Genomic DNA, 25166 nt, shown 5'->3' with positions numbered 1-25166 from the left:
TTATATTTAGCTGTTAATCAGATAAATACTTATAATCATAGCTAATATTATTTATAATCTTCTGATGATCACGTTATAAATCAATTCAGACTTATGAAATATACTCTGTATCTTGTAAAATAAAATTTGAACTATGAGCTTTTAGTAATTCTTCAGAATAGTGATCTATAGAATATTTAGATATAGCTTCAATAAGAAGGATCCCAATTAATAATATACTAATTGCTATGCAAATTCCTGAAATGTATGGGATCTTAAATGAGATAATAACTCCAATTGCCAAAATGATGATAATGGTAAATATGATTTGAAACGATGAAAAATCATCGAGTACTTTCTCCATTCTGTTTGTTTCATTATTTAAGAATATTGCCTTATCTTTTTTATAATTACTTTCAACCGATATAAAAAGTTTGTCATTGAAATTTCGATAAAAGAATCCTCCCAGCATAATTAACAATCCAGTAGTTAAACTTCCAATAAATAATCCTCCATAAAAAGCGTCTTCTGGACTATAAAGATTAGAAACTGCAGCAATAACAAGTAGAAATATTCCTAAGAATAAAAAATAGAAACTAATAGATTTCTGTGCAGCAATATAATTTTGAAACGATTTAAAAGGATTCATTAGGGCTTGGTATAAAATGCAAAAGTTATTATTTAAAATGAAATATATAGTATTTTCTATGTATAAAAACAAAAAGCAGTCTAAAAAAGACTGCTTTTGTAATTTCATGTTTAATTTTCTTTAATAAGTGGAAACATTTCTGAATGCTGAACCCCTTTCCCTGCAGTCATCCATTGCACATCTCCGGCACCAAATCTACCCGCAGCTCCTAAAGAATCTGTATGATCTACATAGCCTTCTTTATTGATGGTTATAGTTTCAAATCCGCGATGTGGATGAAATGGAAACCCATGCATAGTGCTACCATGATACATTCTCCAACCATCTTTAATAGTAAAATCTTGGCCTATATTTCTTCCATCTAAAGGCGCTGCAGGCCCCATGTGTTCATTTCCCTTAGGTTACTCATCTCTGTGATGAGCGCAAAATAAAAATGGATCACTGGTTTCCCAAGGAAAGCCTAGTAGTTTTATATTTTTGATCTTTGTGTTTTTCATATAAATAACGTTTGAATTCTAAAAACAGTAACGATTTAAAGGTACAGTTTTATAGCTTTAATGGTCGTAAATTATACTAAAACTCTACGGTATCATTTTTATAAAATCGCAAATTAATTAGCTAAAACCTCTTCCAAAACCAACTCTTTTTCAGTTGGAATCTCAGTAGGAGTATTCCTGGATGTTAACTGAATATAAAGGAGAGTACCTATTAATAATAACCAAAGATACCATGAGTTACTTACTAGATCTAAGTAATCTATTTTACCATCAGCCAAACTTAAAATTATAAGACATTGAGCTCCATAAGGCAATAAACCTTGCACGACACAGGCAAAAATATCTAGGACTGAGGCTACTTTTTTTGGATTCAGTTTAAACCGATCGTTTAGTCGTTTTGCAATGGGGCCAATTATAATAATTGAAACTGTATTATTAGCGATAGCCATGTTTGTGACACCTACCAAACCTGAGATCCCAAAATAAGCAGTTTTAGAATTCATTTTAGTTGTAATAAAATTTATTAGAAATGTGATTCCTCCTGCTTTAGTTACCAATGCTGCTAAACCACCGGTTAATAAAGAAAGTAAAAAAATCTCTGTCATACTTGTAAATCCTTCATAGGATAATCTTGCGAATTCAAGCAAGCCAAAATCTCCGTAATAGATCCCTAAAATTCCCGCAGCCAGAATTCCTATAAATAGCACTACAAAAACGTTCATTCCAACAACGGCCAGTGTTAGCACTAATAGATAAGGTACTATTTTAATAATTTCTATTGAATTAGATGAGTCTAATTTAATGCTATCATCTAATGCAAAACCTTGATAAAGTAAAATTCCAATGGTAACAACTGCTACAGGTCCAGCAATAATTATATTCTGCCTGAATTTATCTTTCATATTTACTTGCAAAGATTGAGTAGCAGCGATAGTGGTATCTGATATAATAGACAAGTTATCCCCAAACATTGCACCTCCCAAAAGCGAGGCGCTCAATATTGCTAAAGACACCTCCGTAGTATCTGCAAAACCTATTACAACAGCTCCTAGTGCTACAATTGCTCCAACAGAAGTACCGGTTGCTATAGAGAGAAATGCTGCAATTATAAATACCCCTGCGTACAACCACTGAATTGAAATATATTGTAAGCCAAGTTCTACAATAGCATCTACACTTCCAGTTGCTTTACAAACCACTGTAAAAGCACCTGCTAACAAATAAATAAGACACATGGTTAATATTTTGTCATCTCCACAGCCTTTTAAGAGAGTAGCTATTTTGATATTAATCGAGTCTTTGAACATGACTAGTGCTAACACTATACCTAGTATTACGGCAATTGGAGAAGGCAATGCATAAAAATCGTCTAAATAGATACCAGCACCTAAAAAAGTTAAAACAAATAAAAATAAGGGTAGTAATGCATAAAAATTTACCTTCTTTTCAGTCTCAATAGAATTATTCATAAATCAAAATTTTTATGAATCTCAAAAAAGGAAATTAAAGCAATAAAAAGGAAGTAGTGATTAACATTTGTTCCAAAGAAATGGCTTATCATTTTCAGCACCTTGCTTGTTATTGCAGGTTGCTATCTCTTTTGAGATTCTTGATAATTAGCGGCAAATATAGATTTTTATTAAATTGAGAGGACTTAAAATTATGATTAATTTTCACTTTTTTTATAGTAATAGCTTTGTCATATTAGATAATCACATCAATTTATAATGTTCTTTTTCATCTATAGAGATGTTAAATATTTAATTTACAGCTACATATATATTAGTTAGATTTCTCCTACATTTATATAACTAATATTAAACACAAATTAATGATCAAAAAACTAGCAAGCTTAATTATCATAATTCTCTTATTTATAGGATGCAAAGATGGAGTTAAGACTGAAGATAAAGCAGAAGCCAATGAAAAAGTAAGTTCCAATTTTAATTCTCTTCTTGAGAATTATTATGAAGATGGCTTAAAATTAAATCCATTAAGTGCAACAGCGGCAGGAGATAATAGGTATAACGATCAATTTCCTAATACACTTTCTGAAGCATATAGAGATTCCTTAGAGAATTATTACACTTCCTATAAAGATTCACTTTCAAATTATAAGGATGGTAATCTGACCGAAACCGAGCAGATGAGCAAGGCGATTTTAAAATGGGAAACTGATATAAATTTGGAAACCTTAAAATTTCGTAATTCTGAATTCTTCCCGATAGACCAAATGTGGTCTGTAAATCTTAGTATGGGACAATTGGCAAGTGGAATGAGTTCGCAGCCATTTAAAACTGTAGAAGATTATAAAAATTGGGAAAAGCGTGTAGATGGCTATCTAATTTGGATGAATTCTGTTGAAGAAAAATTAAGAGAAGGAATGAAGGAAGCTTATGTATTACCAAAATCCTTGATCGTTAAAGTGATTCCTCAATTAGAAGCTATGACCGAAAAAGATCTAAATAAGCATCTTTTCTACACTCCAATCACTAATTTTCCTGAAGGTTTTTCTGAAGAAGAAAAAACCAATTTAAAGAAGTCCTACACTTCCATGATTGAGGATAGAGTGATTCCTGCTTATCAAAAATTGCATGATTTTGTTAAGAATGAATACTTACCGGCTGGTAGAACCACAAGCGGAATTGCAGCTATCCCAAATGGAGAAGACTACTATAAACATCAAATAAAGCTATATACCACTACAGATATGACGGCACCAGAGATCCATCAATTAGGATTGGATGAAGTGGCGCGTATCTCTTCAGAAATGGAAAAAGTGAAAGAGCAAATCGGATTCAAAGGAGATTTAAAGTCATTCTTTAATTATGTTAGAGAGAATAAGGAGTTAATGCCTTATAGCAAACCTGAAGATATTATCGCAAATTTTAATGCGATCCATGAAAAGATGAAACCTCAGTTGGATAAATTATTTGATGTTACTCCAAAAACTCAATTTGAAGTTAGAAGAACTGAAGCTTTTAGAGAGAATTCTGCAAGCGCCGAATATAACCAAGGTTCTTTAGACGGAACAAGACCGGGAATTTTTTATGTACCAATTCCAGATGCACCGACTTACAACATATATTCGGATGAATCATTATTCTTGCATGAAGCCATTCCGGGACATCATTACCAAATCTCTTTAACTCAAGAAAGCACTGTGCTGCCAAATTTCAGAAAGACATTATGGTATAGCGGATATGGTGAAGGTTGGGCTTTATACTCAGAATCCTTAGGAAAAGAATTGGGACTCTATACAGATCCTTACCAATACTTCGGAATGTTAGGAGCAGAAATGCACCGCGCAGTTAGATTGGTTGTAGATACTGGCCTACATTCTAAAGGTTGGACCAGAGAGCAAGCAATTCAATATTCTATGGAGAATGAAGCAGAGTCTGAGGCTGGTATAACTTCTGAAATTGAAAGATACATGGCCAATCCTGGTCAGGCACTTTCTTATAAGATCGGACAACTTAAGATCATAGAATTAAGAGAAAGGGCGAAAAAGGAATTAGGTGATAAATTTGATATAAGACAGTATCACAATCAGGTTCTAGAAACTGGATGTGTGCCTTTAGAATTGTTAGAGAATAAAATAGATAGTTGGATCGCAGAAAGTAAATAATCCAGCTTATTTAAAGCCACGAATGCACGAATATTCTATATGATATTCGTGCATTTTTTATTTGTCATTCCGACGAGGGAGAAATCTCTAACAAATAATAAACTCCATCGAGATTCTTCACTATGTTCAGAATGACACAGAACAAAAAGTTGTCATTCCGACGAAGGAGGAATCTCTTATAAAATTTAATTCTGCTACTTAGAGATTCTTCAATCCGCTACGCTCCTTTCAGAATGACAACTATTAAGCTTTGTCATTCCGAAGAAAGAGGAATCTCTTACAGAAACATTATGCTACTTTGAGATTCTTCAATCCGCTACGCTCCTTTCAGAATGACAACTATTAAGCTTTGTCATTCCGACAAAATTAGGAATCTCTTACAGAAACATTATGTTTCTTTGAGATTCTTCAATTCGCTATGCTCCTTTCAGAATGACAACTATTAAGCTTTGTCATTCCGACAGAGGAGGAATCTCAAACAAATAGTAAACTCTATTGAGATTCTTCACGATGCTAAAAATGACAACTAATATTTATAAATCTTGCATATAAATTTTCTCCACTTTATCTCTTGCCCAAGGTGTTTTTCTTAAAAATTTCAAGCTTGATTTCACAGAAGGATCGTGAGTGAAACACCTAATAGGTAACATCTCCCCCATTTTCTCCCATCCATGCTTTTCTACCAAACGCTCGATAATATCAACCAATTTCACTCCGTGTAATTGATTGTTATGCTGTTTTTGAGGTATTTTATTATTATCCATAGGTTATCTAATTTAACTTTTTTATTTCTTACCAGTCTATAGGTCTATAATCTTTAAGGAATTTTCCACACCAATGCTTACCAGTATTTATCCCATCGAATAATGGATCCATTACTCTGGCGGCCCCATCAACAATATCCAAAGGTGGTTGAAAATCATGAACTTCCACTTTTTTCTTGGACAATTCTGCAGGATCTTCATCTGTTACCCAACCGGTATCTACTGCATTCATAAATATGCCGTCCTTTGCAAATGTTCCTGCAGAAGTATGCGTCATCATATTCAATGCAGCCTTCGCCATATTGGTATGTGGATGTCTATCTTCTTTTTTGAATCTATGGAATTTACCTTCCATCGCAGAAACGTTAATAATATGCTTCTTACCAGTATTCTGCTTTTTCATTAGATCTGAAAGACGATTACATAAAACAAATGGAGCAACTGAATTTACTAACTGAACCTCGATCATTTCTGTGGTTTCTATCTCTCCTAATCTTAATCTCCAGCTATTGGTCTTTCTAAGATCCACCTGTTGAAGATCTGCATCTAGTTCTCCTTCTGGAAACACCTCCTTTGTAGAAAGTGAATTATCAAAACTATAAGGGATCTGGGATAATTTGGCAGATGCTCTTAATCCTATTCCCGGTTCAGGTCCATGCCAGGTTACCGGCAAAACATTATTTTGATTATTTGAAGAGCCTTCTGTTAATGATTTTAATTCTTGCAAAGAGTTATAATGATCTGTTAAAAGATCTTTGGCAAATTGCGGTAAAGAATCATAAGGTAATTCTTCTTTATCCATTAAATGCGCAAAAAATCCTGAGGGTCTACGTACGGTTTGAGCGGCATTATTTATTAGAATATCTAATCTCTCATAGCGCTGCTCTATAAAATTACAGAAGATCTCTACACTAGGAATATGTCTAAGGTCCAATCCATGGATCTTTAAGCGATCTCCCCATTCTTGAAAATCATGCTCTTTAGAAAATCGCAAGGCTGAATCTACAGGGAATCTGGTAGTTGCAACTACTGTTGCCCCTGCTTTTAATAGCATAAGTGTTATATGGTACCCAATTTTTAATCTAGATCCTGTTACTACTGCAACTTGCCCCGTTAGATCGGCAGATTGATAACGCTTGGCATAATTAAAGTCACCACATTCTGTACACATGGTATCATAAAAATGATGCAGTTTGGTGTACATGGTCTTACACACGTAACAATTTCTTGGAGATTCTAATTCCGGTTTTTCATCTGCGGGAACTTCAACAAGACTGGGAGCAATAAAAATTGTGGCTTCTCTGGCGCTTCTAATCCCGGTTTCTTTTCGGGCATGTTTATCCCGTTCGATCATCTTCCTTTTTGAAGCCTTTTTAGAATCTTTCTTTCTCTTTATAAATTCATCTCTACTTGGGCGTGTTAATGCTCCAGCAGCCTTCATTAAGGCGATTCGTTTTTCTTCAGAAAGATCAAAAATCTGATTAGAATCTTCAACTAAAGATTCCAACATAGCGATGCACAAATTGATATCTGCTTCACTTAAATTTTCACTTATTTCATCTTTATCAGAACCCATTACATAAAATTTTCAGTTTGCAAATATAATTTTATTATCTACCATTAAGTATAGGCATGATTGAAAAGTTTGTAGCTAATGGGATTCCTATTATTCATTGTTTACAACTATACTCTATTAATAGAATTTTCACAAGAAAATACAAATTCAGATAATTTTTAAGTTCACTTTAATAAAAAGAAAGCACCAAAACTTTATCTTTCTATAGACTTAAAAAATATAGTAATGAAGAATTTAGAAAACAAGAATATTTTAATCACTGGAGGTTCTAGCGGAATTGGGAAAGCATTAATAGCTGAATTTCATAAGAACGGCGCTAGCACTTTTGCAGTTGTGGGAAGAGATCTTGATAAAATGAAGAAACTAAAAACAGAGTTTCCTAAAGCAACATTTAGTTTTATTCAGGGAGATGTTTCAAAATTAGATGACATTAAAGAAGTGATAAATTCGGTCAAAAAGAAATGGAAACAAATTGATATTCTTATAAATAATGCAGGTGTAGTAAGCGCAGGTGCTTTAGAGGACATTTCTGATGAAGATATTATTGCTCAACAAAATATCAATACCACAGGACTTATATTGCTCACCAAACATGCACTTCCTTTGCTTAAGAAAAGTAAAGATGCAGCCATTATAAATATATCTTCAGGTTTAGGATTAATAGGAATGCCATTTTATGCTACCTATGCTGCTACAAAAGCCGCGGTAAAACAATTTTCTGAAGCTATGAGAAGAGAACTAAAAGATTTCCCAATTCAGGTTATGACGGTTTATCCAACTGCCACAGATACTCCGATGATGGAAAGCGCTTCTTCTAAAAATATGGACACCCCTCAAATGGTTGCAGAAGACACTCTTAAAGGATTAAAAAATGAAGAAATAGATGTTATTATGGGTGGAAAAGAACGTAAAGAAAACAACAAGGAAAATTTTGATGATCCTTTGGCGTTCGATAAAAAGGTGAATACTATGTACGATTCTATGAAAGAAAGAGCTTCAAAACATAGATCTATGTAATTTTTATTAAACCAAATTACACTCTTTGAAATGTTCACGTCACCCAGTCCAGAATCGTCGGGAGTTTCAGGGTCTTAATCCAAATAAATAAGATGCTGAAACAATTGTGATAGCTATCGGAACAACATGACAGATACCATTTTTACAATTATTATAAAATTAAAAAAGCATTTCGAAAACTCAAAAAAAGCCTTTGGAGAATTCTAAAGGCTTTTTCCTTAATTGAGGGCTGGATTTTGAATCCCTCATTGAGGGTTTAATTCCCCGAGGCTTGCCTCGAATTTTTAAAAGTATTTTCCAAGTCATACCTCGTGGGCTTGCCCCGAGGTTCTTGATTCAGAACAAAACTAAACGAGTTTTATTCTTACTTTTTTCTTTTTCAGTTTGGTGTTGTTGAGATTGGAGATAAGCTCTTTTGCCTTTGATGCAGGGACTGAAACAAAACAACAATCCTGTTTCAATTCAATTGCACCTAATTCATCTTTTTCTAGTTTACCTTGTTTCAGAAATAATCCAGCGATATCTCCTTTCGAGATCTTATCCTTTCTTCCGCCAGAAACAAATAATGTTTCCCAAATCGTTTTAGAAGGTGTTTCTCTAGTAGAAAGATTTTTAAGCTCATCCAATTCTATGAAATCTGGAAGGTCTTCCTTTACCCATTTTATAACATATGCATTCCCACTCGCATTCATTCGAGCAGTACGTCCATTTCTATGGGTGAATTCTTCCTCTTTAAGCGGAAGTTGATAATGTATAATAAAATTTAATTCAGGAATATCCAATCCACGGGCTGCAAGATCTGTGGCTAAAATGATGTTATGAGTTCCATTTCTAAATTTAATTAGTGAACGTTCTCTATCTTGTTGTTCCATACCACCATGGAAACAACCATGACCAATATTATAAGCATTTAAATAATCACTCACTCTTTGAATGCTATCTCTGAAATTACAAAATACAATACCTGGCTTATTGCCAATATGATCTAAAACCTCTTTTAAAGATTCTAATTTATCTTTGGAAGCAGAATTTATAGTTTTTATCTGAAGCTGAGAGATCTTCTTGCCATCCAGATAATTTATATGTACAGCATCTTTTAATCCAACAAATCGAGGGATCTCAATTTGTTGTGTAGCAGAGGTAAGTATGCGTTTTTCAATATTTGGTAATGCGTTGATGATCTTTGTCATTTGTTCTTCAAATCCAACTTCCAAAGATTTATCAAACTCATCTAAAACCAATGTTTTTATTGAATTCACAGAAAAAGTTCCTCTTCTTAAATGATCTGAAACCCTTCCAGGTGTACCTATTAAAATTGCAGGTTCATGCTTCAACTCAATTTTGTCCTTAGAAAATGGTCTGCCTCCATACACTGCATTGGTCTTATAACCAGTACCCATTTCTCTAACCACTTGTTCAATTTGAATGGCCAGTTCTCTGGAAGGAACCAAGATCATGGCTTGAACCTCCTTAGAATTCATATCCAACAAGTCTATAATTGGTAATAAGAATGCCAAGGTCTTTCCTGTTCCAGTAGGTGATAATAAAACGACATTTGCGTTTGCAACTATAACTTCGCAAGCCTCTTCCTGCATAGGATTAAGTTTTGCTATCTCCATCTTTTCCAAGATTTCGCTCTGATCTTTAATTTTATTTGCCATTTTGCAAAAATACAGCTAAATCATATACTTTTAGAGGTTTCTGAAGTTGTGGCAGTTAAGTTATTTCAACCATTATAAAGGTCGTATCTTTGGCCTTCAATTAATCTCACACATTTGCATCCAAATAACATACATAACGAAGCATATAATTTTGAAGAACTTGAAAAAGTACAACCAGAATTATCACAATATATTATAGCCAATACTAATGCTGAAAAAACCATTGATTTTGGTGATAATCAAGCGGTTCTTCATTTGAACAAAGCGCTCTTAAAGCATCATTATAAAGTAACCGACTGGAATATTCCGCCTAAATATCTGATTCCGCCAATACCGGGAAGAGCAGATTATATCCATCATCTAGCCGATCTTCTGGCTGAAGAAAAATTAACTCCGGAAGTAAAAGGTCTAGATATTGGAGTTGGTGCCAACTGTATCTATCCTATTTTAGGAAACAGTATTTATCATTGGAAAATGGTGGGTGCAGATATCGATGAAAATGCGGTGGCAGCAGCGCAACATAATATAAATACCACTAAAAAACTGAGTCAGAATATTGAAATAAGATATCAGGATGATCATTCCAATATGTTTAAAGGGGTGATCAAGGAAGGCGAATATTTCAACTTTAGTATGTGTAATCCTCCTTTTCATGCTTCAAAAGAAGAGGCGGCCAAAACAAGTAGAAGAAAGACCAAGAATTTAGGTAGAGAAATTGGAAGCCCTCTAAATTTTGGTGGAGAATCTAACGAATTATGGTGTAATGGTGGAGAAGCTTTATTCTTAAAGCGAATGATCAAAGAAAGCGCAGATTTCAAAACTCAAGTTGGTTGGTTCACTTCTCTTATTTCTAAAAAAGAAAGTCTTTCAAAAATCTACAAGCAACTGGATAAATTAAAAGCTACTTATAAAGTGATCCCAATGAGTCAGGGTAATAAAAAGAGCCGCTTTATTGCTTGGAAATTTTAGTACCTCATTGCGGTTTTAAACATTCTAAACTTATATGTATCAAAGAACTTTTAAAACGTTCTATTTTAAAAGTTCTTTTTCTGAAGTAATTATCAAAAAAAGCTCTTCAAATAATTTTGAAGAGCTTTTCTTATTTGAAGAGAATCTTATTATAAAACCGCTTTTCTTTCTGTTCTTCACTTTGTAATCTAAATACCGCTCTACTTTAACTCGTTCAACAGAAACCCATATTTATAGGAATTCTCTAGCAACTTATCTTCTATATTGCTTGCGCCGTAATGCCCTGTATGGTCCTGAGTCCAAAGTAAAACAGGATTTTTTTGATTAGGATTATTTTGCATTAGCGCAGTGAATTTATATGAATGAAGAGGTGGCACACGATCATCATATTTTCCGGTCATTATAAGTGTGGAAGGATAAGATTGAGTGTAATCTATATTGTGATAGGGTGAATAGGAAAGCAGGTTCTCAAATTCATCTAGATTATTCACACTTCCAAATTCAGAAAGATTCGTATTTGTAGCTCCTATGGTAAAATTTTCAAACCTTAACATATCTAAGGCACCAACATCTATTGCTGCTGCTCCATAAAGGTCTGGTCTCATAGTTATTGCTGCACCCATAACAAGTCCGCCATGAGACCCTCCAGTAATAGCTATTTTTTTAGGAGAAGTATAGCCTTTATCAATTAGAAACTCTGAGGCTCCAATAAAGTCCAGAAATGCATTTTTCTTATTCAAATTTTTACCATCTTCCCACCAGGAGTTACCCAACTTACCTCCTCCTCTAACATTTACATAGGCAAAAGCACCATCATTCTCTAGGAAATAAACAATTCCCGGGTCGTACCTTGGGGTTCCTATATTCCCATAGCCCCCATAGGTTTTTAATAAAAAAGGAGTGCTTCCATCGGTTTTAAGTTCATCCTTAAAAACAATAAAAATTGGAACCTCTACTCCATCATGGGACTTAAAAGTAGTTTTCCTGAATTTGTAATCTTTAAAATCAAAATTCACCTTGGTCTTATCGTATAATTCAGTTGTAAAATTTTCCATATCCAATTTGTATAAAACCCTTGGAATTGTATAAGATTCTACTGAATAAATGAATCTTTTAGAATCTTTATTAAAATCCATACTACTTAGAGATAATCCAGCGGTAATGCTTAACTCATTTAGAACCTTACCTTCAAAATCTACTGCAATAATAAAATCATTGACTGCTCCATGATATGAGAGTAGGACCTTATCGTCCAGAATCTCCTGTCCGGTCAATATTGCATTTTCATAAGAAGGAGATAAAATTTTCCAGTTTCCCGGATCCTTAGGGTCGATTGCAACCAACAACTGCCTTGATTCCATGGAGGTTCTTGCAAGGATCAAATCTTTTTTAAAGCCACGAATGTATAGCTCATACTTGATATCCTTTAAAAGTGGTCTGAATCTTATATTATTGGTAACTGGTTCATAGTAGTAATAACTGTAACTATTAGATTCTGAATTTTCTTTTTTGATAATATAGATCTCCTCTGTCTCATCACTGTACAAATCCAGAGACACCGTGCTTTTTCTAGTCTGTATTATTACCTGATCCTTGCTTTGGTTATTCCCGATAAGATGATACCTGATCTTCGGAAAGATCGTTTTAGCATTTATCGAATCATTGGGATATTCAGTATAAAAAAAACCATTTTTATACCAGTTTATATTTGAAAATTTTGTGTTCTCCACCAAATCATTTAAGATTAACTTGTCATCTATCTTTACAATTTTTATATCATTCCAATCACTCCCATTTTGATTGTATTGAACTGCCAAATAATCGTTATTCTTGGAAGTTCTTAAATTGGAAATATTGATGTCTTCAACATTAGATAACATGGAGTTTCTTAAATATGGCACATATTTACCGGTGGCGCCATATTTATAAAATATATCTGGATTGCCATAGGTGTTTACGTAGTAAAGTCTAAAATAACGTTTGTTTCTATTTTCTTCTGTACGTTTCTCCCTTCTCAAAAAATCTATATCACTGTACATGTACCTGTTCATTTCCAGAGAGGCACTGGACTTATTCAACATTTTATCCAAATATTTCTCTGAAACCGAGTTCTGTTCTTCTATCCATTGAGAAACTTTTGGTCCTTCTTGATCCTCCAACCACTGATAATTATCTGTTATTTCTGTATCATGATATACATCTACAACTGGAATACTTGGGGAGGTTGGATAAGCTATTTGGGAAAATACTGGATTGGAGATGAAAAGTAACGGAATGGCAAGAGTAAAATACTTGATAAGTTTCATAAAAGATCGAGAATTGGATTATAAAAATGAAAAATATTCATTAAAATTTAAAAAATATAACGAATAGTACATAAATTGAGGTTATAAATATAATACTATAACTTAGTTACAAAAGTCAAAATCTAAAAAAAAGTACACTTCTCAAAATTTGAAACCGCGATAAAAAAAACAGTCTTTTAGAAATAAATCTAAAAGGCTGTTTTTAAACTATTTAAAATATGTTATTGTAAAACCGCTTCTCTTTCTGCTTTAACCTCATAATCCAAGTATCCCTCGGCACCACCAGAATATAAAGTGTTTTCATCCCAATTGTCTAAAGGAATATTTTGGGCAAATCTTTCTACTAGATCTGGATTAGAAATATATGGTTTACCAAAAGCTACCATATCTGCATCTCCATCTGCTATTACACGATTCCCTTTTTCTTGATCAAATCCACCATTAATAATTATAGTGCCATTATACATCGGTCTATATCGTTTAGCAATTTGAGTTTCTGCAAAAGGAACTTCAGAAACATCTGTAAAAGGTTCAGACAAGTGCAAATATGAAAGGTTATAGTTATTCAGTTTCTCTATAATATAATCGAAAGTTGGAATAGTTTGCTCATCTATGATACATCCAAAAATGCCATGCATAGAAGGGTTTAATCTTACTCCTACTCTATTTTCTGGAATCACCTCTTTCACGGCATCCAATACTTCAAAAAGAATCCTAGCTCTATTTTCTAAGCTTCCACCATATTCATCTTTTCTTTGATTAGAAGTCGCATTAAAAAATTGATGAAATAAATATCCGTTGGAAGAATGAATTTCTACTCCATCAAACCCTGCTTCTACAGAATTCTTTGCTGCAGTTTTGAAGTCGGAAATTGTTGTTTTAATATCTTCCAAAGACATTTCTCTTGGAACTACTGTGTCTTTAAATCCTTCTGTAGTATAAGATTTTTCATTTGGATTAATTGCAGAAGGTGCCATTGGTAACTTCCCATTATGAAAATCTGGGTGAGACATTCTCCCAACATGCCAAAGCTGAATGAATATTTTTCCATTGGCTTTATGCACTTCTTGGGTTACTTCCTTCCACCCTTTAATCTGCTCTTCAGTATAAATTCCAGGTGTATTAATATATCCAACAGCATCTTTAGAGATCTGCGATCCTTCAGAAATAATAAGACCGGCACTTGCACGCTGCTTGTAATACTCAGCATGTAAACTGGCTGTTGGTTTGTCTTCAGGATTATTTGCTCTCCCTCTTGTCATCGGAGCCATAACGACCCTATTAGAAAGGTTTAAATCTCCTAACTTATATGATTTTAATAAATCTTGATTACTATTCATATATTATTTTAATTTTTCCATTAATAATTTTGCCACTTTGGAAGAAGATGCTGGGTTTTGACCAGTGATCAAAAGTCCATCTTCTAATGCATACGGTTCCCAATCTCCAATTTTACTATAATCTGCTCCTTTTTCCTTCATCATATCTTCAATTAAAAAAGGTACAACATCAGTTAATTGAACTGCTTCTTCTTCACCATTAGTGAATCCAGTCACTTTTTTTCCTTTCACCAAAGCATTCCCTTCGGTATCCTGAATATTCTTTAAAATTGCTGGGGCATGACATACAAATGAAATTGGTTTGTCATTTGCTAAAAATGATTCAATCAATTTCTTAGAAGTTTTGTTCTCTACTAGATCCCATAATAGACCGTGACCTCCTGGGTAGAAAACAGCATCAAAATCTTTTTGATCTACATCTTCTAACTTCTTAGTACTGGCTAAAACTTCCTGAGTTTTCTTATCCTTATCAAAACGTTTGGTATCTTCAGTAGCAGCGTCTTCTGTAGCACTATTTGGATCTATAGGCGGTTGCCCTCCTTTTGGCGAAGCCAAAGTAACATTGTATCCTGCATCAGTTAAAATATAATAAGGAGCAGCAAACTCTTCTATCCAAAATCCGGTTTTATTATCGGTATCCCCCATTTTATCGTTACTCGTAAGTACAAAAAGTATATTTTTCATAATGTTATAATTTTGTTGATTAATTAGTACAAAACTACACCAAAAGCTTATGGATTTACTTGATGTAAGTTAGGAGGTAGTGTTAAAAAAGGTTAAGCTAAAGAACTTCTTTTCGGATCCTGCTTAGGCTCTCAGGTTTCAAACCCAGATAATTGGCAATATGATAATTTGGAACCCGTTGTTCTATTTTGGGATAGAATTCGCAAAACTCCAAATAACGTTCTTTTCCACTTTTCTGAAGTGTAGATAATATTCTAGATCGTAATGAAACAAAGGCGCTGGTGGTTTTAATTCTAAAGAAACGCTCGAACTTGGGAATGCGAGTGTACAGAATTTCTAAAGCTTCGCGATTAATGGCTAAAAGAACAGAGTCTTCTATAGTTTCTAAATATAATTTAGCTGGCACTTTGTTAAAGAATGCTTCAAAATCTGATATCCACCAATCCTCCACAGCAAACTGGATAATATGTTTATCTCCAGTTTCATCCAAGTAATAGGCCTCTAAACAACCAGAAACCACATAATATTCTGAATTTACCAGATCTCCAGGTTCTATTAAAAAATTCTTTTTAGAAATTCTAATATCTTCCAAAATACTGGTAAATTCTTGTTGCTCACTTTCAGTAAGGCTTATCACCTTTGTTAGATGATTTAAAATATTAGTATGTAAATTATCTACCTTCACTAAGAATATAAATATATTTCAAAATACAATTCGAAAGGTCTAATCTTCCTCTACTATTTCTGAGTCATTGTGTGTTTTTCCCTCAAAGCTTTCAGTATATTTTAAGTCTAGGAAAAAATATTTAGAAGAGATTACAGTTACTAATACAATATTGTCTGATTGTATTTCGGTGTCCATCTGCCAAATAATATTCTCTGCTTCTTCAAAGGATTCAGAGCTTAACTGTTCTGTAAATAATCTATTTATCAATGTGTGCTCCGGCATTCCTTGAGCCAACAATCTTATTATAGCTGCTTCGGTAATTTCATTGTCTATTAACAGCTCCTTCAATTTATCTGAAGTAATTTTAACCTCAAATTTTACCGCTTCAGGAAGTGGAAATTTCCCGTTAAAAGCATCAAAAAGGATTTGTCCTGTATTAAAGAAGTCCTCATGGTAGCCTATTTCAGCATATTCTTCCCACATTTTTTCTTCCCTCATTTCATTGGAAAGATTATCTATCTGGCCAGCATTCAATCTTTCATTAAACACATATCCTAAAATAAGTCTAGCCGCTTCTTCTGGTTCGTTTTCAGTTATAGACATGTAACACATATCTTTTAATTCTGCATCAGAAATTTCAGATATATCTCCGTATTCCATTACTCCAAGCAAGTCCTTATATTTCTGGTTACCCCAATAATCAGGTAATGCCAAAATAGTTTCAAAGTTTAATATCTCTGCTTTATATATTGTATTCATTAGTCCGTTTATTTTTTGATGTTGTATTTATCCAAATTTTTTAGATCTGTCAAAAGTGACTAATTAGAAGCGATTTCTATCACAATGCAAGGTTAATTTACCTAGAAGTTCCTTCCAAAGCAGGAGCTTTCCATTTAGTTGTACCTACCTTAATACTATTGGCTTCTTTTAATGCTTTCGAAGATCTGCGTTTATCATAAATCATAGCAAATGTCATTATAAGACTAGTACCTATAATTACAAATAATAAGATTCCAGGTTCAAAACTTTCTATTTGGGCCTCCGCGGGGATTGCATAAAATAAGAGTACGGTAATTAATCCTCGTGGCGCTATAAATAACTGCGGAAGGATATCTGCGCCTATGAAAATTCTTAGTAATACAAATCTAATTCCGTAGATAGAAGCAATGATCATTAAACTGATAAGCGCCACATTTAAATTCCAAAGTGAAGTGATAGCAATGGTCAAGCCGAAGATCACAAAAAAGAATGTTCTTACTACAAATGCTGTCTCTGCAGTGATAGTATGAAGTTCATGATATATATGGTGTGCTTTTTCAAAATGAAGATATTTAGAGAGCTTACCTTTAAAGAACAATTTCATATTTGCTATCACCAATCCAAAGATCAAGATGATGATTAGAGATGATAAATGCATTTTCTTTCCTAATGCATACAACAATAGCAATACACCAATTAACAGGAATAATTTTACCTGACTTTTAATACGTTGGAATATTAAGATGATTCCATAACTGGCCACTAAAGAAATAACAATCGTTAAGATTAAATTCCCACTAAAACCAGCAATTCCTCCATCTTCTGCCGGGTTCAATTTTCCGGTTAAAAAATAGAACATCATAATTCCCATAATATCAGAGAAAGTACTTTCGTAAATATGAAATTCTCTTTTATCACCTGTTAGGCCTAATACACTAGGAATTATAATGGCACTGGATAATATGGATAATGGCGTAGCATATAACCAAGCAGATTGCATGGTCATTTCTGGTATAAAATTATATAGAATAAGCGCAGCAACCCATGCTGAAGCTAGTAAGCCTATTAAAGCTATTCCCATTGCTTTCAAAATAGGAATGAGTTTTTCTCGTTTCAATTGCAGTTCTAACGCGGCTTCCAAAACTATCATTATTAGACCCACTATCCCTAGAACCTCTAAAACAGGAAAAAAGTTCACATTCCCGGCATCCCAATAATCCAAGAGGTATTGAAGACCTACACCAAGTGTAATTAACATTAAAACCGCAGGAATATTGGTTTTTTTGGACAACCCATTAAAAAGGAAGGACAGTATAATAATTACCGACACTCCAATTATTAAATTATAAGAGGATAAAATTTCCATATATTAATTCACTTTACGGGTTAAGTTTGTTTCTATTCCTTTTGAATTTAAAAAAGAAATAAGATCTTTAGTAGTTGCTCCAGACTCCAAGGTGTATTTTAAAATTAGATCTTCAGGGTTCACACCATTTTTAAGACTTGGTTTTTCTTCGAAATTGAGAATAGGATTATCAAACAATATATCTAGAATAGCATCTTGGGTAAGACTCGTTTTAAGATAAAGCGTTTGTCTTAATGCACTACTTTTGTTGGAATTAATGGTAAAGCCATACTCTTCTAAATTTATATAATTTATATATTGCTCACCATGTTCTGTATTAACGATCATTCCTAAGACCATTAAGCGTTTTATTTCTCCATCTAAATTAGTAGCCTTTATTAGGGCTCCTTCATTCACAATAGGATTGGATTTAAATAGTAAACCACTTAGATAATTACGGATATAAGGAAAGCCAAAAACCCCAATTATAAGGATAAGAATACTATGTGTTATATAATTAATAGAAATAAAACCAAGAACAAAAACTATAACAGCAGTTGGAGTATAAAATAACAAGCTGTTTCTTAACCAGAAAATAAACTGTTTATTGGCTAAGTTTCTCTTTGCTGAATTTTCTATAAGGCGTATTACTATTTTTATGATACCATATAAAGCTAGTAAACCTATAAAAAGATAAAACAGTCCTCTCCAAGAATAAAATGTGGTGATAGCTTCCATTTAATTTATAGTTCCTCGATATCTCAGAATTTCAAAAATATCTGAAGTTATTACTCGGTTTAAGATAAGATTTCCATTAGAATTTCGCCATAAAACCTTTGTGTTTATAAGCCTTTTGATCCCAGAATCGAAATTGATATTATAGCCTTTGCCTAAGAAACTCTTTAATAAAACTTCGTTAACAAATTTGTAGAGATACACATATTTTAAAATGATGAGTTCTTCTGAACTAAAAAAATCTTCGAAGTTACATTCTGCTTCTTCAAATATCACAAGATTATTATCAATCATCTTTGTACTATAAGCCCAGGCTTGTAGCACTTCGCCTATGTTATTTTTAAAATTACCAGATAATTCCTGAACCTTTTTTTCTATTTGTTTTGGTGACATTGCATACCTATCCTTATTCACCAGTTTTTTATGAGACGCACCATGCCTTATTAAAACCGCCTTGAATATTTCTTCAGAATTAGTTTTGTTTAAATCTATTCTAGTAGTAAATGCATTGGAAAATGGAAGTCTCTGATCTAAATGTCTTTGCATGGCTTGAGAAATAGAGACCATAACAAAAATCCTGTCAGATTCTGAAAGCACGAAATTCACCAGTGCTCTAACATTATCCAAAAAACTAATTTCCTCAGATCTCCAATATTCCAAATCGTCTATTAATAATACCGGTTTAGTATTATAAATATTCTTCTTTGCTTCTTGTAAAGCTTCTTTTAAATTCTGGGTGGTTTTAAACTTTCTACCCTCAATGGTAATAGTGCTATCGGTTTCTAAAATAATTATATCCTTCCCAAAATGTTTTTTAGCAAAATCTTCCATAAAGGTAGTTTTGCCACTTAAATTATTACCTGTAATAAGTGCCGACTTATTAAAACCTTTTTGCCAGTCATTAAAGCAAATATCGAGCTTGTTCTCTTCCTCTATACGAGGTACAAGGAATAGATCTCCAATAAAGTTCTTGTTTAAAAATAAGGTATCATAATGAGCATTTTCCTCTTTAACCATTCTAAAATTGATGCAATTAATTGCTTTCTCAACTAAATTATCTGGAGAAGAAGAAATGGTTTTTTCATAAGAAGAATTCAAGGATTTAAAAGCTATTTTGATCTTCTGAAACCAATCCATCAAAAAACCACTACTTCCTGCGGTATATTGATTTAATGAAGACTGAAAAGATACTTCCAGAAATTCCTCTGAAGTATAAATATTGGTTGCCAAAAGTTGATTAGTTAGTTTAATTATAATTTGCGAAATGATTTGTTGTTGCTTCCTAATATTTAATCCAATGGTTCTCTGGATCTCTTTTAGTGTTGTTATTTGAGCGTTAACTGGCGCTAAAGACTTATTATTTTTAATTAATTTAAGACTGCTTTTTAAATTAAGAAGACTGTGCTTATAATAAGATGCCAGATTATTCTGATTTTCCCACAGATCTATCAAATACGGCAACAATTCATAATCCAACCATTTTTTAACAGATCTATTAAAGTCTATCTTTTTAATAAGTAAAAGACCCTCATTTGTAGCTGTTGGAAAGTTTAAGGTCGCTAAAGATTTAACCTTGTTTTCAACAAGGTCTGTAAAACCTTCAAGCTTTCTACCTGAAGTTTCTATCTTTTTTACAGCAAGTTCAATTTCTGTAATAACAAGAGAAATCTCTTCATTATCATTCATTTTTTCTAAAGAAATAGAAACTTTCTCAATTGTTTCTTCAGAATTTTTAGCTTCCTCTAAACTGCTTTCATAAGAGCTAATCGTGTGACTTTTAATCGAATTAAATATATCGATTACTTTTTGAAAGGTGAGGCCAGCAGTATCTATGAGTTGAAATTGTTCCAGAATGTTTTCAAATTGCATTTTGTAAACAAGCCAAGGATTTAGTTGATGTTTTGTTTGCTTGGAAATATCCTTCCCACCTTTTTCGAACCTAGAAATGGTTCTATATTCTTGCTCAATAGCTTTTTGAAATGCATTTAAAGCTTGGTGGAGAATAGATTTAGATTCTATAGTATGTTTATCTATAGATTCTTTTTCTACTACGTTCTCTTCCCCTTTATGTGATGCAATTTGAAGTTGAAGAAATACATCTCGATGCAGGAGCATGAGATCTTTAAAAGGTTTCGCCAAGGCATAATGAAATAAATAGCCCTCTTTAGAATCCCTAGTTATTGAAGAAATCCCTTGAAAATTTAAATCTGAAGTGGAAATGTAGAAGTTAGCTAATTCTGAAAAGTCTAAAAGAATAGTTCTTTTTAACTTTTCAGAATCAGTAATAGTATCTAATCTATTTATATAATCATCAAGTTCTAACTCGAACTTTTTTGAAGAGTAATCAGATGTAACCTCAGATGGTTCCAAAACTTTTATTTCCATTTATAAATAAAACAGCTTAGATGAGTTTAATAATTTAATATCATCTAAAGTACATACATTTTATCTTAAATGACAAATTTAGCTTTATTCCATCGTAATAGTTATAAAACTTAAATCAACTAAATGCTACTTTTGGTAAGAACCAATTTAAAATATAGTTTCTAAACGATTTGAAATGAAAGGTTTAATAAAAAATTTAACCTTTTTTAACTCTAACGGCATTCATTCCTTTCATTCCGCGTTCTATTTCGAAAATCACATTATCACCTTCTTTTACTTCATCTACCAATTCGCTAATGTGAACGAAATATTTTTCTTGAGAATCTAGATCATTAATAAATCCAAATCCTTTAGAATCGTTAAAGAATTCAACTTTTCCTTTATGGAAAGGATCTTCTTCTATATATTCTTTTTTAGGAACACCAATAACAATACTCTCTGCATCAATCTTAACCTTTTTGGTTGGATCTGGTGGAGTATCTGTTAATTGTCCGTTTTCGTCTACATAAACCAACATGTCTTCCAAGTCGCCACTCTTAGCTGAAGATTTGCGCTCATCTTTTTTACGTTGCTTTTCTTCACGTTTTTTTAAACGTTTCTTTTCTTTTTCTTTTTTACCAAAACTTTCTTGTGGTCTCGCCATTCTTACTTAAAATATTAATTATTATATAACTGTTCTGCATGAACAATCTGGCAACACGTAAAAACACTCGATTAGGAAGCAAAAAGATCTCAAAAAAGATAAATTATATCGTCGTTGAGGGTAACAAAATTACTTGAAGGGCATTAATACGTTTACCGATGTGTAAAAGTACAATAATAATCGCACAAATCATTACGCATTTAACATCTGCTAATTTAAAAAATAATCTTTTTTATAAGTCATTTCCCTCATTTTCTCAAACTCTTCTTCCTAAGTTATTTATTTATTGGTATAGCATCTAATGGATTCTCAAATGCAATAAATAGAACACAGGGCCCTGAGTTACCACATTTCCCAGTATGTGGTTTTTTGGCTGGGCCATAAGCGTAATTCCCCTGTTTTAAAGTTTGGGCGCTTTCACCTTCATAGGTTACCTGTAATTCTCCAGACAATAAAATCATACGTTCTGCAGAATTATGCCAATGATTGGGAATATCAGTATTCGCGGGTAATCTAAAAAGAATATCAACATTTGGTTTAGCCGGATCTCCATGCAAGATCGCAATTTCACAACCTTCGGGCATAAATTCAGGGCAAGGTCCCCAAGTAATATTCGAACTTTTAACGTCTTTTACCAAAGATTTTTCAAATGTTGTTTCATTATTTTCTTGGCTAAAAGAAAGTAAAGGAAAAATAGCAGCCATTAATAAACTTAGTCCAATACTCCTAAATGATTTTATATCTCTTTTCATTTTAATATTTTTTAAGGTTTAATATTTTGATTTACTCTAAACAAATTCTTAGGATCGTACTTTCTTTTAATTTCTACTAAGCGATCGTAATTCCCTTTATAGCTGGATTTAATTCGCTCCTCCCCTTCATTCATTAAAAAATTGGAATATGCTCCCCCAGCAGAATGTGGGTGTAAAGCTTCCCAATAATCCTTGCACCACTTTGTTATTTTAACAGCATTTCCTGGATCTGGATCTACTCCTACAATTACTCCAGCATATTTTGCGTCCCGGTAGGCCCACGCAGTTTCAGAATTCTTTTTTCTACTTGCCTCGCCATTAATAGGGTATAGATGCATTTGTGATAAAGGAGTTGGAATATGAGATCCAAATTTTTTATGTTGTTTTCTTAATTCTGGTCCTAATTCATTAAAAAAATCGGCACGCCAATACCATTGTAATCCAGGTGGCATCATACCATCAAAAAGAGTTTGAAGTGCCAGAAAAGGCATCTCCCCTAAATGTTCGAAAATAGGTTTCAATTCTTTTATTGGCTTAAATACTTCTTCCGCATTTTTTGGATCTCCTAAATAGCACCAAACAATTCCGCAGAATTGTTTATTATGAAGAAAATCTGGAAAGGGTGGTCCTGGAATTATCATAGTAGCAATAAATCCATTAAGGTCTTCATCTGCATTTTCTATAAATGCATCATACCATTTCATTATCTCCTCTACTTGTTCTATAGGCCACAATGTTGGACCTCCATAGACCGTTTTTACAGGATGTGCCTGAAATTTAAAAGAGGTGATTACTCCAAAATTTCCTCCCCCTCCACGAATTGCCCAGAATAGATCTGGGTATTGATGATTATTCACAGTGAGATAAGTGCCATCTGCCATTACCATATCTACTTCTAATAGACTGTCTATAGTTAAGCCGTATTTTCTTGCTAAATATCCAACTCCACCGCCTAGTGTAAGACCTGCAACTCCTGTTGAAGAAATTATGCCAGATGGAATTGCTAAGCCAAAAGGATGAGTAGCATGATCTACTTCTCCCCATAAATTACCTGCACCTATATTTACAGTGTTATCTTCAGCATTAACACGTACAAATTTAATCTCAGAAAGGTCTATTACCATTCCACCGTCGCAGGAGCCGAGTCCGCCACCATTATGGCCTCCTCCTCTAATTGCAAGTAGTAATTTGTTTTCTCTTGCAAAATTTACGGCTGTTATTACATCGGCAGCATCAATACATTTAATGATCACCCCTGGATGCTTATTGATCATTCCATTGTAGACCTTTCTTGACTCTTCGTAAATCTTGTCTTCTGGAAAGATTATTTGGCCTTTGATCTCTATAGATAATACCTCCTTCGTAGTGGTATCTACTGTTCCCGTTAACTCCATAATTAAACTATTTATTAATGAAAATGAATATTTTAATTTTAACAATTCAAAAATGAGGGTTTCTCATTTCTGATTATTCTAATTCTAGGGTCAAAATTTAGAGGGATAGTCGGAGGGAATACTCTGTTTTTTACAATATTAAAGGTAACGAATAAAATTAACCTTTTACTTAATATGAATTAATTATCGCTAAGAAAAAAATTACTTAATCAAGAACCTCGGGACAAACCCACGAGGTATGTCCCGATGGTTCGGGAGGAAAATACTTTCAAAAATTCGAAGCAAGCCTCGGGGAATTAAACCCTCAATGAGGGATTAAAAATTTTGAGATATTAGTTGGAATACGGCTCTGCTTCTATTTTTTTTGATTGCCATGGAAACTTTCCTTCAATTTCAACTTGTAGAGATATACTCAAAAATGTTCTTATAAGAACAATCACTCCTAAAGTAAATACTCTCTTGAGCGTAGGCTCTGTTACAACAGTTGCAATAATATCTGCTGCAACCAATACTTCCAGACCTAATAAGATTGCTTTGCCAAGCTCACGTCTTAATCTAGTATAGAGATGATTTTTAAATTTTAATTGAGAAATTAGAAAACGGGATATGGCTATTAATGCCCCGCAAGCAATTATTACAACACCTACGGCTTCCAGTCCCTTTGCAACGTATTCTATATAAAGTTTTATTTGGTCCATACTTCTTTAGAACTATTTTTAATTATAATGAAATAGGTTTTATTTTTTAGTAGGCACCATATAAACAGGAATCTTGGTATTCTTTAAAATTTTAGATGCCACATCCCCGATAAAAATTTTCTCCAAAATATTATGACTATGTGTACCAAGGACAATAGTATCAGCTTTCCATGAAAATGCATATTCTAAAATAACATCGGCAGTGCTCCCTTCAATAACTTTAGTTTCTACCTGCGAGTCGTTAAGGTGTTTTCTTACGGTGTCCAAAAAATTCTCTGCAACGCTATGCATTTCCTTATTTATATTTAGATCTATTTCAGACTCAAACCCATCATAGCCCATAAAAGTAGGATACTGTACTCCATAATATTGAACATCTGCAATAATATGAAGCAAACATACTTCAGCATTTAAAGATTTAGAAAGCTGGTATCCAGCATCTGCAACAATCTCTGAAGTTGGGTTGTAATCTATACAAATAAGAACTTTTTTCATAAGTAACAGAATTAATAAATTGAGACTAAAATTAAAAAGTGGTACTAATTTCGTAATAAATTAAGTAAATCATCTTAGATTACTTAATTTATTTTAATCCCCTCAGAAAATTTAAATATAGAATTATATATGTCTGTTATTTTTTTTAATAATTAATTGATGCATCTGAAATGAAAACCTAGGCTAATTTTTAACTTCTTAACAAATTATGTTAAACCATTAC

At 33.1% G+C, this 25166-nt stretch carries 21 protein-coding genes, 1 pseudogene and 1 riboswitch; of the genes and pseudogenes, 3 read left to right on the top strand and 19 right to left on the bottom strand.

Annotation, left to right across the window (positions count from 1 at the left end; all coding sequences use genetic code 11):
* Positions 1-91: 91 nt before the first annotated feature.
* The 3 genes and pseudogenes from ES724_RS07420 to ES724_RS07410 all read right to left on the bottom strand — a co-directional run bounded on the left by ES724_RS07420 (position 92) and on the right by ES724_RS07410 (position 2594).
* Positions 92-736 (bottom strand): hypothetical protein, encoded by a 645-nt coding sequence (locus ES724_RS07420; RefSeq protein ID WP_170249862.1) that lies wholly within the window; start codon positions 734-736, stop codon positions 92-94.
* 5 nt (positions 737-741) lie between these two features.
* Positions 742-1125: pseudogene (locus ES724_RS07415) on the bottom strand (pirin family protein); the annotation flags it as partial.
* Between the two features lie 113 nt (positions 1126-1238).
* Positions 1239-2594, bottom strand: coding sequence for a Na+/H+ antiporter NhaC family protein (locus ES724_RS07410; RefSeq protein WP_146931619.1), 1356 nt, complete (start codon positions 2592-2594; stop codon positions 1239-1241).
* A gap of 56 nt (positions 2595-2650) precedes the next feature.
* Positions 2651-2746, bottom strand: a riboswitch (SAM-I-IV-variant riboswitch).
* 210 nt (positions 2747-2956) lie between these two features.
* Between ES724_RS07410 and ES724_RS07405 the strand changes: the two genes are divergently transcribed.
* A complete protein-coding gene (locus tag ES724_RS07405) occupies positions 2957-4753 on the top strand; it encodes a DUF885 domain-containing protein (protein WP_146931616.1) in 1797 nt (598 codons plus the stop codon).
* Positions 4754-5286: 533 nt separating this feature from the next.
* Here ES724_RS07405 and ES724_RS07400 read toward each other — a convergent pair.
* The gene (locus tag ES724_RS07400; RefSeq protein WP_026838651.1) at positions 5287-5517 is read right to left on the bottom strand and encodes a VF530 family protein; all 231 of its coding nucleotides are present in this window, start codon (positions 5515-5517) and stop codon (positions 5287-5289) included.
* 28 nt (positions 5518-5545) lie between these two features.
* The gene (locus tag ES724_RS07395; protein WP_146931613.1) at positions 5546-7093 is read right to left on the bottom strand and encodes an SDR family NAD(P)-dependent oxidoreductase; all 1548 of its coding nucleotides are present in this window, start codon (positions 7091-7093) and stop codon (positions 5546-5548) included.
* Positions 7094-7318: 225 nt separating this feature from the next.
* On the opposite strand from ES724_RS07395, the gene ES724_RS07390 reads away from it, so the two are divergent.
* Positions 7319-8110: an SDR family NAD(P)-dependent oxidoreductase gene (locus ES724_RS07390; protein WP_146931610.1), complete on the top strand. Its 792-nt coding sequence runs from the start codon at positions 7319-7321 to the stop codon at positions 8108-8110.
* A 347-nt stretch (positions 8111-8457) separates the two neighbouring features.
* Here the strand turns inward: ES724_RS07390 and ES724_RS07385 are convergent, their stop codons facing one another.
* Positions 8458-9771, bottom strand: coding sequence for a DEAD/DEAH box helicase (locus ES724_RS07385; protein WP_146931607.1), 1314 nt, complete (start codon positions 9769-9771; stop codon positions 8458-8460).
* A gap of 114 nt (positions 9772-9885) precedes the next feature.
* On the opposite strand from ES724_RS07385, the gene rlmF reads away from it, so the two are divergent.
* Positions 9886-10740, top strand: coding sequence for a 23S rRNA (adenine(1618)-N(6))-methyltransferase RlmF (gene rlmF, locus ES724_RS07380; protein ID WP_146931605.1), 855 nt, complete (start codon positions 9886-9888; stop codon positions 10738-10740).
* A gap of 200 nt (positions 10741-10940) precedes the next feature.
* On the opposite strand, the gene ES724_RS07375 is transcribed toward rlmF, so the two are convergent.
* The 13 genes from ES724_RS07375 to ES724_RS07315 all read right to left on the bottom strand — a co-directional run bounded on the left by ES724_RS07375 (position 10941) and on the right by ES724_RS07315 (position 24943).
* A complete protein-coding gene (locus ES724_RS07375; protein WP_146931602.1) occupies positions 10941-13046 on the bottom strand; it encodes a prolyl oligopeptidase family serine peptidase in 2106 nt (701 codons plus the stop codon).
* A gap of 221 nt (positions 13047-13267) precedes the next feature.
* Positions 13268-14386, bottom strand: coding sequence for an alkene reductase (locus tag ES724_RS07370; RefSeq protein WP_146931599.1), 1119 nt, complete (start codon positions 14384-14386; stop codon positions 13268-13270).
* A 3-nt stretch (positions 14387-14389) separates the two neighbouring features.
* Positions 14390-15070: a type 1 glutamine amidotransferase domain-containing protein gene (locus ES724_RS07365; protein ID WP_146931596.1), complete on the bottom strand. Its 681-nt coding sequence runs from the start codon at positions 15068-15070 to the stop codon at positions 14390-14392.
* Between the two features lie 97 nt (positions 15071-15167).
* Positions 15168-15755, bottom strand: coding sequence for a Crp/Fnr family transcriptional regulator (locus ES724_RS07360; RefSeq protein ID WP_146931593.1), 588 nt, complete (start codon positions 15753-15755; stop codon positions 15168-15170).
* Between the two features lie 39 nt (positions 15756-15794).
* A complete protein-coding gene (locus ES724_RS07355) occupies positions 15795-16496 on the bottom strand; it encodes a hypothetical protein (RefSeq protein WP_146931591.1) in 702 nt (233 codons plus the stop codon).
* 97 nt (positions 16497-16593) lie between these two features.
* Positions 16594-17862 carry a cation:proton antiporter domain-containing protein gene (locus ES724_RS07350; protein ID WP_146931589.1) on the bottom strand — a complete coding sequence of 423 codons (1269 nt, stop codon included), beginning with the start codon at positions 17860-17862 and terminating at the stop codon, positions 16594-16596.
* A 3-nt stretch (positions 17863-17865) separates the two neighbouring features.
* Entirely contained in the window at positions 17866-18579 is a 714-nt protein-coding gene (locus ES724_RS07345; protein WP_146931586.1) for a hypothetical protein, read from the bottom strand.
* The gene (locus ES724_RS07340; RefSeq protein WP_146931584.1) at positions 18580-20961 is read right to left on the bottom strand and encodes a P-loop NTPase family protein; all 2382 of its coding nucleotides are present in this window, start codon (positions 20959-20961) and stop codon (positions 18580-18582) included. It lies immediately after the preceding gene.
* A gap of 196 nt (positions 20962-21157) precedes the next feature.
* Positions 21158-21604: a cold-shock protein gene (locus ES724_RS07335; protein WP_026838662.1), complete on the bottom strand. Its 447-nt coding sequence runs from the start codon at positions 21602-21604 to the stop codon at positions 21158-21160.
* Positions 21605-21879: 275 nt separating this feature from the next.
* On the bottom strand, positions 21880-22356 hold the full coding sequence (locus tag ES724_RS07330) for a cupin domain-containing protein (protein WP_246136841.1): 477 nt from the start codon (positions 22354-22356) through the stop codon (positions 21880-21882).
* A gap of 11 nt (positions 22357-22367) precedes the next feature.
* A complete protein-coding gene (locus ES724_RS07325) occupies positions 22368-23750 on the bottom strand; it encodes an FAD-binding oxidoreductase (RefSeq protein ID WP_146931582.1) in 1383 nt (460 codons plus the stop codon).
* A 332-nt stretch (positions 23751-24082) separates the two neighbouring features.
* On the bottom strand, positions 24083-24448 hold the full coding sequence (locus tag ES724_RS07320) for a DUF1622 domain-containing protein (RefSeq protein ID WP_146931580.1): 366 nt from the start codon (positions 24446-24448) through the stop codon (positions 24083-24085).
* A gap of 39 nt (positions 24449-24487) precedes the next feature.
* A complete protein-coding gene (locus ES724_RS07315; protein ID WP_146931578.1) occupies positions 24488-24943 on the bottom strand; it encodes a universal stress protein in 456 nt (151 codons plus the stop codon).
* Positions 24944-25166 lie beyond the last annotated feature (223 nt).

It is taken from the genome of Gillisia hiemivivida, from assembly GCF_007997295.1.
GTDB classification, from domain to species: Bacteria; Bacteroidota; Bacteroidia; order Flavobacteriales; family Flavobacteriaceae; genus Gillisia; species Gillisia hiemivivida.
This window is presented reverse-complemented; position numbering and strand designations above follow the sequence as displayed.

Excerpts from the sequence above, each read along its gene's own strand:
- ES724_RS07420 (WP_170249862.1), bottom strand. The coding sequence starts at position 736 with ATGAAATTACAAAAGCAGTCTTTTTTAGACTGCTTTTTGTTTTTATAC.
- ES724_RS07410 (WP_146931619.1), bottom strand. The coding sequence starts at position 2,594 with ATGAATAATTCTATTGAGACTGAAAAGAAGGTAAATTTTTATGCATTA.
- ES724_RS07405 (WP_146931616.1), top strand. The coding sequence starts at position 2,957 with ATGATCAAAAAACTAGCAAGCTTAATTATCATAATTCTCTTATTTATA.
- ES724_RS07400 (WP_026838651.1), bottom strand. The coding sequence starts at position 5,517 with ATGGATAATAATAAAATACCTCAAAAACAGCATAACAATCAATTACAC.
- ES724_RS07395 (WP_146931613.1), bottom strand. The coding sequence starts at position 7,093 with ATGGGTTCTGATAAAGATGAAATAAGTGAAAATTTAAGTGAAGCAGAT.
- ES724_RS07390 (WP_146931610.1), top strand. The coding sequence starts at position 7,319 with ATGAAGAATTTAGAAAACAAGAATATTTTAATCACTGGAGGTTCTAGC.
- ES724_RS07385 (WP_146931607.1), bottom strand. The coding sequence starts at position 9,771 with ATGGCAAATAAAATTAAAGATCAGAGCGAAATCTTGGAAAAGATGGAG.
- ES724_RS07375 (WP_146931602.1), bottom strand. The coding sequence starts at position 13,046 with ATGAAACTTATCAAGTATTTTACTCTTGCCATTCCGTTACTTTTCATC.
- ES724_RS07370 (WP_146931599.1), bottom strand. The coding sequence starts at position 14,386 with ATGAATAGTAATCAAGATTTATTAAAATCATATAAGTTAGGAGATTTA.
- ES724_RS07365 (WP_146931596.1), bottom strand. The coding sequence starts at position 15,070 with ATGAAAAATATACTTTTTGTACTTACGAGTAACGATAAAATGGGGGAT.
- ES724_RS07355 (WP_146931591.1), bottom strand. The coding sequence starts at position 16,496 with ATGAATACAATATATAAAGCAGAGATATTAAACTTTGAAACTATTTTG.
- ES724_RS07350 (WP_146931589.1), bottom strand. The coding sequence starts at position 17,862 with ATGGAAATTTTATCCTCTTATAATTTAATAATTGGAGTGTCGGTAATT.
- ES724_RS07345 (WP_146931586.1), bottom strand. The coding sequence starts at position 18,579 with ATGGAAGCTATCACCACATTTTATTCTTGGAGAGGACTGTTTTATCTT.
- ES724_RS07340 (WP_146931584.1), bottom strand. The coding sequence starts at position 20,961 with ATGGAAATAAAAGTTTTGGAACCATCTGAGGTTACATCTGATTACTCT.
- ES724_RS07335 (WP_026838662.1), bottom strand. The coding sequence starts at position 21,604 with ATGGCGAGACCACAAGAAAGTTTTGGTAAAAAAGAAAAAGAAAAGAAA.
- ES724_RS07330 (WP_246136841.1), bottom strand. The coding sequence starts at position 22,356 with ATGAAAAGAGATATAAAATCATTTAGGAGTATTGGACTAAGTTTATTA.
- ES724_RS07325 (WP_146931582.1), bottom strand. The coding sequence starts at position 23,750 with ATGGAGTTAACGGGAACAGTAGATACCACTACGAAGGAGGTATTATCT.
- ES724_RS07320 (WP_146931580.1), bottom strand. The coding sequence starts at position 24,448 with ATGGACCAAATAAAACTTTATATAGAATACGTTGCAAAGGGACTGGAA.
- ES724_RS07315 (WP_146931578.1), bottom strand. The coding sequence starts at position 24,943 with ATGAAAAAAGTTCTTATTTGTATAGATTACAACCCAACTTCAGAGATT.